Below are 14,509 nucleotides of genomic sequence, written 5' to 3'. Positions count from 1 at the left end.
TTCTTGTGGCGAACACCTCCAAGACCCCGCGGGAGCGGGCCGACGACGTGTGGGCCCGCCCGCCCGCCGGACGCCGTCCGAAACTCACGCGCGAGGCCATCGTCGAGACCGCCATCAAGCTGGCGGACGCGGAGGGCCTGGACGCCGTCTCCATCCGCCGCATCGCGAGCGAACTCGGCGTCCGGGCGATGAGCCTCTACACCCACATCGACGCCAAGGAGGACATCCTCGACCTCATGTACGACGAGGTCGCCGGTGAGGCGCTCATCGAGGAGGAGCTTCCGGACGACTGGCGCGAGGCCTGCCTCCAGATCGTCCGCCGGGAACGCCAGGCCAGCCGCGACCACCCCTGGATGTTCGAGCTCGCCCGCCGCTCACCGCGCGTCGGCCCGAACGGCCTCCGGCACGCCGAGCAGACCTTCGCCGCCGTGGCCCGGCTCACGGACGACCCCGAGGCGATGGTCGCGATCGCCACCGCGCTGGACAACTACTCGCTCGGCTTCGCCATCCGGGAGCAGCACACGGTCGAACGCGGCGAATGCGGCTTGCAGAGCGCCCGCTCCAGCATGCTGGAGCGGCGATACGTCCGTTCCCTTCTGGAATCCGGCGAGTTCCCCCACCTCAAGCCCCTGCTCGAACTCGGCGTCCTCGACCAGGACACCTTCGAACAGGGACTCACCTGGCTGCTGGACGGCATCGAACGCGATTACGGCCGCTAGGCTGCCGTAGCGTAGGCGACGGCATACGGGCCGCTACGACGAGACGGGGACACCGTGCGAGCAGTGAAACTCCTCAGCGTGGCCACCGCGCTCGCGCTGGCGGCGACCGCGTGCAACGGCAGCGGCAAGGAGTCGGACGCCGCGTCCAGAACGCCGAACTCCGCCGGCGGCCTCGACGGCTTCTACAAGCAGAAGCCGTCCTGGAAGGACTGCGGCGGCGGCTTCCAGTGCGCGACGGCCGAGGTCCCCCTCGACTACGCCAAGCCGTCCGGGCAGCGGGTCGGCATCCACCTGATCAGGCTCCCCGCCAAGGACAAGGCCAGCCGTATCGGCTCACTGTTCACCAACCCGGGCGGTCCCGGCGGTTCCGGTATCGACTTCGTCCGCCAGGCCGCCGGCAGCTTCGGCGCCGACCTGCGCCGCCGCTTCGACATCGTCGGTTTCGACCCCCGCGGCGTCGGCACCAGCGACCCCGTCCGCTGCAACACCGGCCCCCAGCTCGACCAGTTCTTCGCCGCCGACTCGTCCCCGGACGACCAGGCGGAGACCAACGCCTTCGCCGCCCAGAGCAAGGCCTTCGCCGACAACTGCAAGGCCAAGGCGTCCGCCGAACTCCCGTACGTCGGCACCCTCAACGCCGCCCGCGACATGGACGTCCTCCGCGCCGCCCTGGGCGACCAGAAGCTCACCTACTACGGCGCCTCCTACGGCACCTACCTGGGCGCCTTCTACGCCGAACAGTTCCCCGGCAACGTCCGCGCCCTCGTCCTGGACGGCGCCGTCGACCCCAAGGCGTCCTCGACCGGCCTCCTCGTCGAGCAGGCCAAGGGCTTCGAGACCGCCTTCCGCGCCTTCGCCACCGACTGCGTCAAATCCGCGAGCTGCCCCCTCGGCACGTCCACCGACGCCGCCTTGGCCAAGCTCGACTCCTTCCTGGCCCAGGTCGACAAGCAGCCCCTCACCAACAGCCGTGACAGCCGCAAGGTGACCGAATCCCTGGCCGTCATGGGGATCGCCACGGCCCTCTATCTCAGGGAGTACTGGCCGGTCCTGCGCCAGGCCTTGACCCAGGCCGTCCAGAAGTCCGACGGCACTCTCCTCCTGACGCTCGCCGACCAGATGGTGGAGCGCAAGCCCGACGGCTCCTACAGCAACCAGACGGACGCCAACATGGCCGTCAACTGCGTCGACAAGCCGAACCCGTCCTCCCTCGCCGAGTACGGCAAGGCCGCCGCCGAAGCGAAGAAGACCTCGCCCCGCTTCGGCCCCTTCGTCGTCTGGGGCGGCCTGCCCTGCGTCTACTGGCCCGTCCAGACCAAGCAGCAGCCTGCCGCGGTCACCGCCAAGGGCGCCAAACCCATCGTCGTCATCGGCACCCTCCGCGACCCCGCCACCCCCTACAAGTGGGCCCAGAGCCTCGCGTCCCAGCTCTCCAGCGGCGTCCTCCTCACCCTCGACGGCGACGGCCACACCGCCTACCTCCAGGGCAACGCCTGCATCACCAAGGCGACCGACAGCTACCTCGTCAACGCCACCCCTCCGAAGGACGGCACGGTCTGCCGCTGAAATAACGGGTGCGCGCCCACCCCCCAACACCCGGTAGACTGCTTCCGCCATGCCACGCATGGCACGCCGCCTTAGCTCAGTCGGCAGAGCGATTCACTCGTAATGAATAGGTCGTCGGTTCGATTCCGACAGGCGGCTCGGCACTTGACCAGGGCGTTCACCCTAATCCGGTGGGCGCCCTGAGTCGTCCCGGTTGCAATTCGTGTTGCAGTTCTTCCGGTCACGACGTCCCCCACAGGGCTCGCCCCATCCGCTGCATCCCGTCCTCTGCCATCGGCGTGGCGACGTGCGTGTAACGCTGCGTGAGGCGGATGTCGGAGTGCCCCAGGATCTCCTGCACGGTTCGGACGTGGACGCCCTGCTCGATCAGCAGCGTCCCGGCGGTGTGCCGGCCGTCGTGCACCCGGGCGTCCCGCACCTCGGCCGCGGCGAGGACGGCCTTCCAGTCGTCCCAGTCGTCGCGGGGGTCGATCGGCCGGCCGTTCGGCTGACAGAACACGAGGTCGTGATCGTCCCAGATGTTCGCCGCGGCGAGGCGCTCCTGTCGCTGCGCCTGGCGGTGCGCTTTGAGCACTGCGACCAGCTCGGGCGGGAGCGGCACGGTTCGCCTGCTCTTGCCCTTCGGCCTGCGGAAGACCAGGCCGCCGCCCGTCCGCTTCGGGCACGTCGAGGCGTGCCGGTCGCAGTCCTTCGGGCACAGGCGCTCGGCGTCCGCGGTCACGCACCTGTGGGGCCGGCCGGACTTCCGTCGGGCCTTCGGGCAGATCTTCGGGCACGGCCGCCGATGCTTCCCCTCCGTGCACGCGGCTACGTCGTCGCAGCCGTGTCGCCACTTCAGCCGGGAGAGCTGCCACCACACCCGCACGGACCCGCCGTCGAGGTCAATGTACTTCCAGCGCAGGCCGAGCGCCTCGCCCTGGCGGAGGCCGAGCGCGAGGCCGACCGACCAGCGCGTGCCGCCGCGGCGGCCGTCCGCCGCGGCGAGGATGCGCCGGGCCTCGGCCTGCGTCAGCGGCTCGATCTCGCTGTCGTTGCTGCCCGGGGCGTCCAGCAGCTTCGCGACGTTGCGGCCGACTTTCTCGCGCCGCACGGCCAGCTCCAGCGCGCGGGACAGGATGCGGTGCGCCTTGAGGACGTGGCTCGACGCCTTCCCGGCCGCGTACATCTTGGAGTACAGCGCGTCCAGGTGCTCGGGCTGAAGCCGGTCGAGCCGGTGCTTGCCGAGGTTGGGGACGATCCAGTTCCGGACGTCCGAACCGTAGGACTGCAACGTGTTCGGCGCGAGCTCGCGCGGCCAGATGTCGACGAGGCACGTCGTCATCCATTGCTCGACGGTGGGCTTGCGGCCCGGCCGGTCGATCTTGTTCGCGTCCCGGTCGCCCTCCAGCTTGCGGACCTTGGCCGTGACCTCGGCCTCGCTGTTGCCGATCCGGTGACGCCGGTCCGGTGAGCCGTCGGACTTCACGCCCATGGTCACCCAGCCGTGCCATTTCCCGTCGCTCTCGCTGAGGAAGATCGACGACCGGCCGTTCGGCTTCCGGGTGCCGTCGCTGCGCTCGCTCATCCGGCCTTCCCTCTCGTCCCGGGCGGGAGCTTCCCGCGGAGGCGTGCCTCGCGAATCCAACTCCTCATGGTCGCTACGGGAACGCCGGAATGCTCGGCCATCTCCTTGACGGGCCTGCTGCTCCATCGAGCGAAGCCCGTGTAGTAGTTCGCGACCTGCTCGGCGAAGCGCTCGGGATCGGTGTTCCGCTCCCGCTGGAGCGGCGCGAGTTCCTTCTTGAGGAGGCCGATCGGAAAGCCCGACTCGTTGCGGTTGAGAAGCTCCAGGCGTCCAACGGGGATGGAGCGGACGAGGCTGGCGGTCACTGCCTCGCCGACGAGGCACACGCCGGTCAGGGGGCCCGTGCCCCATCGGGCGTACAGCCGCACCGATGCCGGCGTCATGCCGCGTACAGCGCTCCAGTCTTCGCCGAGCTGGTCCCACGTCTCGTCCTCGCCAGGCTGGTAGGGGATCACAGCCCAGGCTCCGCCGTCGTCGGGTGCCTCGTCCTTGTCGCTCACGTCCGCCAAGGTACAACGGCGTTCGTCGGTTAATCAACGACTCGGCGCACCTTCACGTCTACTTGGCGCACTTGCGAGAACCGTGGCGAACGTGGTAGCCCTTTGCTGCAAGACGTCGAGTGTCCATAGTTGATGACTAGGCGTGCCGAGACGATGGATCGAGGGCTTGTGGAGAAGAAGCTCATCCCGTGGTGGCCGGATGCGGGCGAAGCGCTCGGCGGTATCAGCCGGACGACCACCTACGGACTGATCAAGTCCGGGGAACTGCCCAGCGTGAGGATCGGGCGGCGCCGGTTCGTCGCCGTCGCGGACCTGGAGGCGTTCGTGGAAGGCCGTCGCTCCGCTAGCGAGGGCGGCGAGGCGGCCTGATGACCTCGGACAAGACGGAGGCCCGAACCCCCGGACAAGGGTCGGGCCTCACGGACGAGCAGGCGGGCGGCCGGGTCGTCGAGCACAGCGTAACCCGATACCTGACCGCGCACGCGAGCCTCTACGCCCCCGCCGGGCGCCGCACGATGTGGTGGTACGCCATCCGGTGCCCGCACTGCGGCGCCGGGCACTTCGGGCGCCTGCGTGACCGGGAGGCCGCCGAGACCGTACGGCGGACCGGGTGCGGGCGCCTGGTGCGCCTGGTGGTCATGCGGACCTATGCGCCGAAGGTGATCCGGTGAGCGCCGCGCTGACGGCCGCGCTCGCCTTCGCGGCGCGTGGCTGGCCGGTGTTCCCCTGCAAGCCGCAGAGCAAGGAACCGGCCACGCTGCACGGGTTCAAGGACGCCACCACCGATCCGGACGTGATCGGCGGGTGGTGGTGGGAGATGCCCGCCGCGAACGTCGCCATCGCGACCGGGGCGCCGGCGGTGGACGTGCTCGACGTGGACGTCAAGGACGGCGGGAACGGGTTCGAGGCGTTCAACCGGCTCAAGCGGGCGGGCCTGCTGTCAGGGGCGCTGACGATCGTCCGGACACCGTCCGGGGGCCTGCACACCTACTTCGCGGGCACCGCGCAGGGCTGCGGGGCGCTGCGTCGGCACTTCCTGGACTTCAAGGCGACCGGCGGGTACGTGCTCGCTCCGCCCTCCATGGTGGGCGGCCGTCCCTACGAGCTGCTCGACGAGCGGTCGGCCACCGGTTCGTTCGACTGGCGGTATGCCGTCCGCCTGCTCGACCCGCCGCGCCCTGCGCCTGCTCGACGTCCGGCACGCGGCGGCAACGTCGGGGGCTTGGTCGCCTGGATGGCCGGGCAGGCGGAGGGCAACCGCAACAACGCGCTGTTCTGGGCAGCCTGCCGCGCCATCGAGGGCGGACACGAGGCACAGCTCGATGAGCTGGTGAGTGCCGCCGTACAGGCCGGGCTCGACGAACGGTCGGCCTGGCGGACGGCGGAGTCGGCGCGGCGGCGGGCGGGAGGCGCTGCGTGAAGCTGGCCGAACTCGACATGCCGTCCGGCGGCGCGGCTCTGCTGGAGGAGCTGCGCCGCGCGCTGACGGCCTACGTGGTCTTCCCGAGCGAGGAGGCCGCCGACGCGGTCACGCTCTGGATCACGGCCACGCACGGGCAGCAGGCGTGGGAGCACGCCACGCGGCTCGCCATCATCAGCCCGGAGAAGAGGTGCGGGAAGTCCCGCCTGCTCGACGTCATCGAGGCGACCAGCTACCGGTCGCTGATTACGGTGAACATCAGCTCAGCCGCGCTCGTCCGCTCGATCGGAGAGGACCCGCCCACGCTGCTGCTCGACGAGGCCGACACCGTCTTCGGCCCGAAGACGGCCGACAACCACGAGGACCTGCGCGGCATCTTGAACGCCGGTCACCAGCGCAACCGGCCGTACGTGCGGTGGGACGTCCAGCTCCGCCAGCCCGAGCACTGCCCCACCTTCGCGATGGCCGCGCTCGCTGGCATCGGCGACCTGCCCGACACCGTCATGGACCGGTCGGTCATCGTCCGGATGCGCCGCCGGGCCCAGGGCGAGCACGTCCGCCCCTACCGGCAGCGCCGGGACGGCGGACCGCTGGCCGAACTGGGCGCCCGCCTCCAGAAGTGGATGCACGAACACCTCGGCGACCTCCAGAACGCCGAGCCCGAGATGCCCGTCGAGGACCGCGCCGCGGACACCTGGGAGTCGCTCGTCGCGGTCGCGGACCTGGCGGGCGGGCCCTGGCCGAGACGTGCTCGGGCCGCCGCGCTCAAGCTCGTAAGGGCGGAGAACGAGGCGGACGTCGAGGGCTCGATGGGCGCCCGGCTGCTGGCCGACATCCGGGACCTGTTCTCGTCGATGACGGTCTCGTTCCTGCCGAGCCGCGAGCTGGTGAACCGGCTCCGCCGGATCGACGAGGCGCCGTGGGGCGATGACGACCTGACGATGCGCAAGCTCGCGATGAAGCTCAAGCCGTACGGCGTCGGCCCCCGTCAGAACGCCGCGAAGACCGACCGCGGATACCACGCCGAGGACTTCGGCGACGCCTTCGCACGCTACCTACCGTCCCCAAGTGTCCAACGGTCCGAACAAGTCGCTGACCAGCCAGAACAGGCGGACACATCGCCAGACACTTCCGCGGCGGAGAAGAGTCCGGACACAACTGCCGAGACGAAGAGTCCGCCGATGTGTCCGGACGAAATAACAGGTCAGGACACATCTACGGACGCAAGGACACTTGCGGACAGCCCCCCGCCTACGGGATGGCCAGAGGACTCCATCGGCGCGGCGGTGAACTCATGACCGGCCGTGCGGACGAAGCCATGCGCGAGGCCGTCGAGCGGCGCCTCGCTGAGCGGATCGAGAGCGCCCGCCGGCGCCGTGCCGGACGGGAGCGGGCACAGCGCGAGCGGCGCGTCAGGAGGACGGCCGGGCTCAAGGCTCGGCACACCCGCAAGCTCGCCAGGACGAGGGAGGACTGATGACCGACGACCCGCGGGACGAACTGGCCGAGGCGCGCGCGATGGTCGTGGCCACCACGGCGCACATGGACCAGCTCGGCGCGACGCTCCGGGACGGCCTCGTCCGCCAGCACGGCGGCAGCGTCGACCAGGCGGCCGAGGCCGTGCGCCGCCTCGCCGAGCGGATCGACGTTCACGACCCGATCGACCGGAGCGTGATGGACGCCGAGACGCGCTACCTCGCCGAGGAGGGGCCCGCCTGCTACCTGCGGTACGTGGCCCGGCTCGACGACGCCAGGGTCCGGGCCGACCTCGACCGCTACCTCGATGGGCTGGACGGTGGTGCGCTGTGAGTGCAGACGTGGACCTGCTGTACGTGCTGCCCGGTGACCTGCTGGAGGCTCTGGTCACCACGCCCGGGTGCACGGCGGGGTGCGGGGGTGAGCACCTCGTGCGGGTGGAGCGGGACGAGGGCGGGCACATGGTGTGGCGCGTGGTGTACGCCCACACCTTCGCCTGCCCGGCGGTGCGGGACGGTGACGTGTGAGCACCTCGGATGATGTGCGCATCGCGCTCGCTCGGCTCACGACCGACGAGCGGCGGACGCTGGTGGCCAGGTGGACCGGCAACGCCGTCCAGTGGGACGCGACCTCGCCCCGGCTCGGCGCCATGTGGACCGCGCTGGCCGCGCTGGTGGCCGAGGTCGAGGAGCTGGAGCAGGCCCGGACGGCGGCCATGGTGCACTCCGACCAGGTGCGCGGGCACACCATGCGGGCCGCGGGCAAGCGGAGGCGGTGATGGACGTATGTGCAGGTCAGAGGCTTGTGGGCTCGGCTCGGAGTCTGTGCAGGTCACGGTCTTTTAAGGGTGACCCTCAGTGACCCCACACGCAGTCAGCATTTTCTCTCCCCGAGCTGAAACGAACGAGGGGTTCAGATGACGAAGATCCCGAAGGCGCCGGCCGAGCTGAAGGCGTCCGGTCGGCGGCTGTGGCGCGAGGTGCAAGAGCGCTACGAGCTGGAGGAGCACGAGCGGGGCCTCCTGCTGGAGATGTGCCGGACGGTCGACATGCTCGACACGCTGGCCGCGCTCGTGGCCGACGAGGGGCCCACGGTCGTCGACCACACCGGCAACACCCGCGTGCACCCGGCGCTCGTCGAGGCCCGGCAGCTCCGCATCGCCTACGCCCGGCTCGCGGCTGCCCTGCGGCTGCCCGCGGGCGAGGAGGACGAGGGCGTGACGCGCCGTCCGCAGCGCCGGGTGGGCGTCCGGGGCGTGTACGGGCCGCGGGGTGTGGCGTGAGGCCCCGGGACCGCGTGCGCGGCGCGGAGGTCCCCGGCCGCCTGCTGCGCTTCGAGCCCGCGGACTGGCCGGGTGACTGGTCGGCCTCACTGGAGGCGTGGAAGGGCGCCCGGCTCGCGTTCGTCGCCGAGCACGGCGACCGGACGGAGCTCGGCGACGCGGTGGACGTCCTGGCGGACGTGGTCGCGGTGAAGCGCGGTGCGACCGGTCCGCGGCCGTTCCGGGAGCGGTTCGGGACGTGGCCGTGACCGACCCGCCGTCCCGCTACGTCGAGGGCGCGCTCGTCACGGGGTTCGCCGCCTACGCTCTGCACGCCCTGATGGTCTCGCCCCGCGTCGCCGAGCAGCTCGACCGCATGGCGCAGGCGCAGCCCTGGATTCGCCCCGAGCTGGACGCCGCACGGCGGGCGCTCCGCCGGGCCGCCGCGGAGTACGAGGCGCTCCCCGTTGCCGTGGACGGAAGCGCTGCCGAGCAGCTCGCGGAAGCCGCCGCATCCTCGGTGCATGAGATCGACACAGCGCAGGCGGCAGCCCTCCTCGGCCTCTCCGAGCGGCGCATCCGCCAGCTCGCGGCCGAGGGCATGGGGCGCCAGGTCGGGGGCCGGTGGCTCCTGGATCGAGGGCTCGTCCTCGCCTACGGGCACCGCCGAAGCGCGTGAGGTCCCAACGCCCGCCAGCGTGACCCGGCAGATCGCCCGGGTGCGCGGACTCCGGAGTGAGGCCCGGCAGATGCCCCGGGACGGCTCAGGACCGCAGGACGGGCACCGCAGCGCCGCATCCGGTGAGGTGCGGTCATGACGTCGTCGGACGCGCTCGTGCGGCAGATGTACGAGGAGCTGGACGCCCGTGACAGGGCCGTGGTGGACGAGTGGCGCGGCCTCGGCAACGACCTGTTCACCAGCCTCATGCGGGCGCGCGTGCTCGGGGACGGCCCGCGCAGGCACGTGGCCGACGACATCCACGAGTTCGCCCGGCGGTCGTGGAGCGGCGACTACGACGTGGAGTTCCGTACCACCTGCGAGCACGAGGCCGCCCACGCGGTGGTCGCGCGGCATCTGCCGGGCGTGACGCTGGTGGACGTGGTCGCCCGGCTCGGTGGCGGCGGCCTGACGCGGTTCCGCACTCCGAGCGACCAGGCGAGCGCCACCGTGTACGCGGCGGCCGACCAGTGGGTGCACGGGCTTCGCTGTCACGTCCTGCCGGCCGGGAACCGGTTCGGGTGCGGCGACGACCGGCAGCGCCTCCTCCGCCACACAGGCGGCGATCCTTTCCGCATCCGGGAGGCCGAGACCAAGGCGTTCCGCATCCTGCGCGAGAACCACACGGAGGTCCTGGCGTTCGCCGAGCTGCTCGGCCAGGCGAACGGCGAGCCGATGACGTTCGGCGGGTGACCTCTCCTCCGCATCCGGCCGGACGCAGGTGAGCCGGGCCGGTCCACCCGCGTAGTGACCGACCCGGCTCGTTCTGGACGCCCTGACGGGCGGACGTCCAGTCTGCCCGCGGACCCGACTTCCCCGACAGTCCGCCGGGCCCGCGGTGTGTGGAGGGACGGCGCGGCCGAGCCTCGGGGGTGTCCCGGCGGCGCCGCCCCGGCTTCACCCGATCCTGAGATACCCAGCGACCAGGACGGCCGCATCGATCACGCGCTCGGCCTCGGCGATCGGGTGCCCCCAGCTCGTGAAGAACCACAGGCGGTCGCTGTCGTCACGGCGGGGCCTGCACTGGATGCAGTCGGAGCGGCACGAGACGAGGTCGCAGCATCCGGGCGCCTCATGGTTCAGCACGGACAGGCCGCGCGCGGTGAGCACCGTCTCAAACCCGTGGACGGTCAATCGGGCGCCCAGGGCGTACAGGCGTGAGGGCGGCGAGCTGGTGTCGACGACGGTGTCCATGGCTCGGCTCCAGAGTCGGGGAGGGGAGACGCGGTCCCCGCCGGTCGGGGTTCCCGGGGACGCCGGGCGGGCGACCGCGCCTCGTCCCGCCGTGGCGGAACGTGAGGACGATGCTACGCCCCCACACCATGGTGTGCCACGGTGCACCCTACCTTGGAAGGGTTTCCCCTGGTCACGTAGCGTTTCGATCATGTCCATCGACCCCGACGACGTGACCGCGCCATGGCTGCAACTGCTGGCGCTCCTGCGCGAGCGGATCGAGGACGGCACGTACGCGCCGGGCAAGCGGCTCCCGAGCCTCGTCGCTCTGGAGGAGGAGTTCGGGCTGAACGCCAAGACGGTCAAGAAGGCGGTCGACGCGCTCCGTGACGAGGGCCTGGTCGTCACCTCGCCCGGTCGCGGGACGTTCGTGAAGCCGGCCGAGGACTGACGCCCGGCGCACCATGTCCCCGGCACCGCGCACATGGTGTTCGCCCAGGTCGGGACCATGTTGAGGTCGGGGTGCATATGGTCGACTCGTCTCTCGTCGCCCCCAGCCTGGCGACTGCCGGGCAGCGCCTAGTGGTTGACGTTTCCGCAGGTCGCGCCCGCCGTCAACTTCCTTACGGGCAGGCTGACCAGGGACGATGTAGAAACGAAGAGACCTGCACCCCCCATAAGGGCGATGCAGGTCTCCGACCTGGGTTGAGATCAGCTCAACTCAGACCTTCAGCTCGTCCATCCGCCGGGCGGCCTCGTCCCACCGCGCGTGGCCGACGAGACCGAGAAGCTCGGCCGCCTCGTCGTCGGTGGTGCTCTGGGAGAACACCGCGTCGAGCGCCCTCCACATCGTGCGCCCGGCCGTCTTCCCGTGCTCGCGCTCGATGCGCTTGGCGATGCGGCGCAGCAGGGTCGCCGTCTCCGCCGCCGTGAGGGCCCGCTCGTCGGGGGTCATGGGACGACGCGCGTCCTTGGTCGTCCCGCCGCCGGGCGTCGAGTGCGGCAGCGAGCACGCGAGGCGCTTGGCGTCGTTGACCTGGTCGAGGTAGAGGAACTCCATGGTGCCGCACTCCTTGCACGGCTCGTTCTCGTCCGCGCCGTACGGCTCGGCGGCGCGGGGGTGCTGCTGGCCGCAGTACCCGACCTCGCCGAACCGCTCGGTGAGGAACACGGTCGTCGCCATACGGCCGCACGTGCAGGTCTCGCCCGGACGGGCCGGACGCTCGGAGGGGGACAGGGCGGTGCCGGCGACGTGCTCCCGTGTCGTCGCGGGCGGGGCTGCGGGGTGGTGGTTACGCTCGTTCACTGGGTCGGACCTCCTGTGTCCGGTCAAGGGCCTCGTCTGGCGGTGGTGTCGCCGGGCGGGGCCCGTTCCCTGTGGCGGAGGGACTTGGGGCGGTTTCGTCGGTACCGCTAAACCCTGTGGCCACAGTCTAAGCGCTACCTTGTGGCCACACAAGAGCTGTGCCAGGATTCTTTGTAGCCACACGGAGGAGTGCTCGATGACGACTGACCACACCCCCATCCGGAAGCTGCGCGTCAGTGATCCGCTCTGGGAGGCGTACGGGAGCGTGTGCGATCGGGTGTTCTCGCGCAACCGGTCGGAGGATCTCGTCGACCACATGCGCGGCGTAGTTCGCGAGCACGGGGACGAGGACGAGCGCGCCAAGCTCGACCAGGCCGAGCGGGAGCTTGCCGAGCGCCGAGCCCGGAAGGGCGGCCGGCCGCGCAAGGAGTGACCCGGGCACCCGGGCGGGGGCTGGGGGAGGGATAGACAGGTCAGAGGGGTGCCCACCTGAGCGGGCACCCCTCTTGGGCACTGGCGTGGGCACCCGCGGGCAGCATGATCAACATGCGTGGGCGCGCAGCCCGTGCGCAGCCGTGCGCGCCTGCGTCAGCCTCCGCCGTTCCACAGGCGCCGCAGGCGCGCGGCCTGCTCGGGCGTCATCTTCGGCGCCCGCCGGACGAGCGCCTGTATCTCGGGATCGAGCGAACCGAGGTAGAGCTCCCATGCCCTGTCGCTGATGTCGTCCGGCTTCCCCCGCTCGCGCGCCTCCTCCAGCGTCTCGCGGCGGGGCCGCAGCGTACCGTTCGCCATGCCTGCTACTCCTCTCATCTACACCGGCACCCGCTCGGGCACCGCGCCCGGCCGCTGCAACAGCGTGTGCCGCTGGCTCGTCTCGTCGTAGCCGATGACGCCGTCCTCGTCGCGGAGCTTGGCGAGGATGCGCTGCACGGTCGGCCGGGACGTGCCCGCAGCCGTCCAGATCGGCGCCAGGTCCTTGGTGCTGAAGTCCTCCTTGCCTTCGTCCATCCAGGCCGCCAACTGGCTCAGGATCGCCGTCCGCGTCTCGGCGGACGTGAGCCGTTGCGCGGGCCGCGTGAACGTGAACTCGGCGTCGTCCGGGTCGTCCTCGATCGGGTCGTCGAGCGTGGTCCGGATAGAGGGGTCCGGGTCCTCGGTCGCCACCGTGGGCGTCCACTCCTCGTCGCCCTGGTCGTCGCGCTCGTCGCGCTCGTCCTCGTCCTCGGTCACGCCGGTAGGTGTTCCCGCCGGCGCGGCCTGGCCGACACGTCCGCGCGTGATGGCCTCGGTGAACTCGTCCATCTGCTTGGCCGCGGCGGGGAACCGCGAGCAGTGCGCGCGCATCTGGTCGCCGGACTTGTCCCACAGAAACGTGCGCAGCGGCATCGCGAGGTGTCCCTCGTCGACCCCTGTGGCGTCCAGGTAGGCCATGCCGGGGTAGCGCTTGCCCCACAGCTCGGGACGGCACCCGGCCTCGTCCTGCGCCTCGGAGATGCCGAACGAGGCGTCGGCGCTGCTCTCGACGCCGAAGCACATCTTGGAGAGCTGCCCGCGGACGAGCGTGCTCATCTGCGTCCAGTCCGCGCGCTGGAGGGAGAGCACGACCGTCCCGCCGGCGGAGCGGATCTCCTTGACGATCTCCTTGAACAGCTCCTCGTCCTTGTCGCTGATCTGCGCGAAGGTCTTGGCGGCCTCCTCGAACCACACGACCCAGTACGTCAGCCCGCATCCGGGTTCCCACGCGGTGAAGCCGCGAGCGGCGAGCCAGTCGGTACGGGGCTTGATCTGGCCGTAGACGTCCCGGATCAGCGCCGTCGCACCCTCCTTGGCCGTCTCGAACCGGTGCAGACCCTCGCGGCACGGACCGAGCGTCTGCTCGCCCTTGGACAGGTCCGCGGCCAGCACGGCGACATCCGGGCGGGAGAACAGCTCGGCCAGCAGGTTCCAGCCGGCGCCCAGCGACTTGGCCGACCCGGTCCGCCCCATCACCTGGAGGTGGTCGCCGACGAGGTACAGCTCGGCGTCGGTGCCGTCCTGGAACACGCCCGTACGGAGCAGCTCGGCGACCGACGCGTCCGGCCGGGACGGTCCCGGCCACGGCAACGGCGTCCGCAGCACCCGCGGATCGGAGATGGTGACGTGCGCCAGGTCAGCGCGGTCGAGGTTCGGGCTCACGGTCATCGCGCCGGGCGGCAGGCCCATCGCGCCCTCGATGTGCTCGGTCTTCTTCTGGACGTCCCCGACGGTCTTCTCGCCCGCCGGGAGCGCCATCGCCGCCTCGATCTTCCGCTCGCCCGCCTCCAGCGTGGCCATGCGGGCGCCGGACAGGCTGGCCTTGTCCTTGTTGGCGTCGAACAGGAACGACAGGGCGTCGGTGATGCCGTGCGCGCCCTGCTTGGAGCGGATCGCGGTCCGGATGTTCCAGGCCGCGGCGAGGACGAGGCCGCCGGCGAGCCAGAAGTACAGGATGACCGGCTGCGTGAACCCGGCGACCGAGCACGCGTCGACCCACATCGACACGGCCGCCGTGGTGCACGTCGCCGACCCGCGGCCCAGGAACCCGCGCTCATGGGCGACGAGGAACGTCACGGTCGTCAGCAGGACGGCGCCGAGCGTCAGGCCGATCGCCGACCACGCCGCGGCCGTCCCGTGCCCGAACAGCGCGTGCAGCGCCGTCCCGATACCGCCGATGACCGGCCACAGCGCCCACGGCGGCGCGAGCGTCATCAGCTTGGACGCCTGCGCCGCCTTGACCCGCTCCCACGAGGTTTCGCCGCTGCTGACGGTGAGCTGCTTGTCTGCCATG

22 protein-coding genes and 1 tRNA gene are annotated in these 14,509 nt (G+C 71.2%); 17 read left to right on the top strand and 6 right to left on the bottom strand.

Going from position 1 to position 14,509, the window contains the following annotated elements; genetic code table 11:
* Nucleotides 1-5 precede the first annotated feature (5 nt).
* From E1300_RS03125 to E1300_RS03115, 3 genes are all read left to right on the top strand, one after another.
* Nucleotides 6-719, top strand: a complete 714-nt coding sequence (locus E1300_RS03125; RefSeq protein WP_165502653.1) for a TetR/AcrR family transcriptional regulator — start codon at nt 6-8, stop codon at nt 717-719.
* Between the two features lie 63 nt (nt 720-782).
* Nucleotides 783-2,285, top strand: a complete 1,503-nt coding sequence (locus tag E1300_RS03120; RefSeq protein ID WP_242618913.1) for an alpha/beta hydrolase — start codon at nt 783-785, stop codon at nt 2,283-2,285.
* 65 nt (nt 2,286-2,350) lie between these two features.
* A tRNA-Thr gene (locus E1300_RS03115) sits at nt 2,351-2,423 on the top strand.
* Nucleotides 2,424-2,505: 82 nt separating this feature from the next.
* Here the strand turns inward: E1300_RS03115 and E1300_RS03110 are convergent.
* Nucleotides 2,506-3,849, bottom strand: coding sequence for a tyrosine-type recombinase/integrase (locus tag E1300_RS03110; RefSeq protein WP_207399443.1), 1,344 nt, complete (start codon nt 3,847-3,849; stop codon nt 2,506-2,508).
* The gene (locus E1300_RS03105) at nt 3,846-4,349 is read right to left on the bottom strand and encodes a hypothetical protein (protein WP_131755318.1); all 504 of its coding nucleotides are present in this window, start codon (nt 4,347-4,349) and stop codon (nt 3,846-3,848) included. Before E1300_RS03105 ends, E1300_RS03110 begins: the two co-directional genes overlap by 4 nt.
* Before the next feature lie 168 nt (nt 4,350-4,517).
* On the opposite strand from E1300_RS03105, the gene E1300_RS03100 reads away from it, so the two are divergent.
* From E1300_RS03100 to E1300_RS03045, 12 genes are all read left to right on the top strand, one after another.
* Complete coding sequence (locus tag E1300_RS03100) at nt 4,518-4,718, top strand: helix-turn-helix domain-containing protein (RefSeq protein ID WP_242618912.1); 201 nt, start codon at nt 4,518-4,520, stop codon at nt 4,716-4,718.
* Nucleotides 4,718-5,020 carry a hypothetical protein gene (locus tag E1300_RS03095; protein ID WP_131755316.1) on the top strand — a complete coding sequence of 101 codons (303 nt, stop codon included), beginning with the start codon at nt 4,718-4,720 and terminating at the stop codon, nt 5,018-5,020. Before E1300_RS03100 ends, E1300_RS03095 begins: the two co-directional genes overlap by 1 nt.
* Nucleotides 5,017-5,769 (top strand): bifunctional DNA primase/polymerase, encoded by a 753-nt coding sequence (locus E1300_RS03090; RefSeq protein ID WP_165502652.1) that lies wholly within the window; start codon nt 5,017-5,019, stop codon nt 5,767-5,769. The genes E1300_RS03095 and E1300_RS03090 overlap by 4 nt, the downstream gene beginning before the upstream one ends.
* Nucleotides 5,766-7,067 (top strand): DUF3631 domain-containing protein, encoded by a 1,302-nt coding sequence (locus E1300_RS03085; protein ID WP_207399442.1) that lies wholly within the window; start codon nt 5,766-5,768, stop codon nt 7,065-7,067. Before E1300_RS03090 ends, E1300_RS03085 begins: the two co-directional genes overlap by 4 nt.
* The gene (locus E1300_RS03080; RefSeq protein ID WP_131755314.1) at nt 7,064-7,246 is read left to right on the top strand and encodes a hypothetical protein; all 183 of its coding nucleotides are present in this window, start codon (nt 7,064-7,066) and stop codon (nt 7,244-7,246) included. Before E1300_RS03085 ends, E1300_RS03080 begins: the two co-directional genes overlap by 4 nt.
* Nucleotides 7,246-7,578, top strand: coding sequence for a hypothetical protein (locus tag E1300_RS03075; protein ID WP_131755313.1), 333 nt, complete (start codon nt 7,246-7,248; stop codon nt 7,576-7,578). Before E1300_RS03080 ends, E1300_RS03075 begins: the two co-directional genes overlap by 1 nt.
* Nucleotides 7,575-7,772, top strand: coding sequence for a hypothetical protein (locus tag E1300_RS03070; RefSeq protein ID WP_131755312.1), 198 nt, complete (start codon nt 7,575-7,577; stop codon nt 7,770-7,772). Before E1300_RS03075 ends, E1300_RS03070 begins: the two co-directional genes overlap by 4 nt.
* Nucleotides 7,769-8,023, top strand: a complete 255-nt coding sequence (locus E1300_RS03065; protein ID WP_131755311.1) for a hypothetical protein — start codon at nt 7,769-7,771, stop codon at nt 8,021-8,023. Before E1300_RS03070 ends, E1300_RS03065 begins: the two co-directional genes overlap by 4 nt.
* Nucleotides 8,024-8,161: 138 nt before the next feature.
* Nucleotides 8,162-8,527 carry a P27 family phage terminase small subunit gene (locus E1300_RS03060; RefSeq protein ID WP_131755310.1) on the top strand — a complete coding sequence of 122 codons (366 nt, stop codon included), beginning with the start codon at nt 8,162-8,164 and terminating at the stop codon, nt 8,525-8,527.
* A complete protein-coding gene (locus E1300_RS03055; RefSeq protein ID WP_131755309.1) occupies nt 8,524-8,775 on the top strand; it encodes a hypothetical protein in 252 nt (83 codons plus the stop codon). The genes E1300_RS03060 and E1300_RS03055 overlap by 4 nt, the downstream gene beginning before the upstream one ends.
* Nucleotides 8,766-9,185: a helix-turn-helix domain-containing protein gene (locus tag E1300_RS03050; RefSeq protein WP_131755308.1), complete on the top strand. Its 420-nt coding sequence runs from the start codon at nt 8,766-8,768 to the stop codon at nt 9,183-9,185. Before E1300_RS03055 ends, E1300_RS03050 begins: the two co-directional genes overlap by 10 nt.
* 135 nt (nt 9,186-9,320) lie before the next feature.
* Nucleotides 9,321-9,917, top strand: a complete 597-nt coding sequence (locus E1300_RS03045; RefSeq protein ID WP_131755307.1) for a hypothetical protein — start codon at nt 9,321-9,323, stop codon at nt 9,915-9,917.
* 204 nt (nt 9,918-10,121) lie between these two features.
* Here the strand turns inward: E1300_RS03045 and E1300_RS03040 are convergent, their stop codons facing one another.
* Complete coding sequence (locus tag E1300_RS03040) at nt 10,122-10,418, bottom strand: hypothetical protein (RefSeq protein ID WP_131755306.1); 297 nt, start codon at nt 10,416-10,418, stop codon at nt 10,122-10,124.
* 190 nt (nt 10,419-10,608) lie between these two features.
* On the opposite strand from E1300_RS03040, the gene E1300_RS03035 reads away from it, so the two are divergent.
* Complete coding sequence (locus tag E1300_RS03035) at nt 10,609-10,848, top strand: GntR family transcriptional regulator (RefSeq protein WP_131755305.1); 240 nt, start codon at nt 10,609-10,611, stop codon at nt 10,846-10,848.
* Between the two features lie 270 nt (nt 10,849-11,118).
* On the opposite strand, the gene E1300_RS03030 is transcribed toward E1300_RS03035, so the two are convergent.
* Nucleotides 11,119-11,703, bottom strand: coding sequence for a hypothetical protein (locus tag E1300_RS03030; RefSeq protein WP_131755304.1), 585 nt, complete (start codon nt 11,701-11,703; stop codon nt 11,119-11,121).
* 196 nt (nt 11,704-11,899) lie between these two features.
* Between E1300_RS03030 and E1300_RS03025 the strand changes: the two genes are divergently transcribed.
* Nucleotides 11,900-12,136: a hypothetical protein gene (locus tag E1300_RS03025; RefSeq protein ID WP_131755303.1), complete on the top strand. Its 237-nt coding sequence runs from the start codon at nt 11,900-11,902 to the stop codon at nt 12,134-12,136.
* 155 nt (nt 12,137-12,291) lie between these two features.
* Here E1300_RS03025 and E1300_RS03020 read toward each other — a convergent pair whose 3' ends face one another.
* The gene (locus E1300_RS03020) at nt 12,292-12,495 is read right to left on the bottom strand and encodes a hypothetical protein (protein ID WP_131755302.1); all 204 of its coding nucleotides are present in this window, start codon (nt 12,493-12,495) and stop codon (nt 12,292-12,294) included.
* Nucleotides 12,496-12,513: 18 nt separating this feature from the next.
* Nucleotides 12,514-14,508: a hypothetical protein gene (locus E1300_RS03015; protein WP_131755301.1), complete on the bottom strand. Its 1,995-nt coding sequence runs from the start codon at nt 14,506-14,508 to the stop codon at nt 12,514-12,516.
* Nucleotide 14,509 lies beyond the last annotated feature (1 nt).

This window comes from Actinomadura fibrosa (genome assembly GCF_900659615.1).
GTDB classification, from domain to species: Bacteria; Actinomycetota; Actinomycetes; order Streptosporangiales; family Streptosporangiaceae; genus Spirillospora; species Spirillospora fibrosa.
This window is presented reverse-complemented; position numbering and strand designations above follow the sequence as displayed.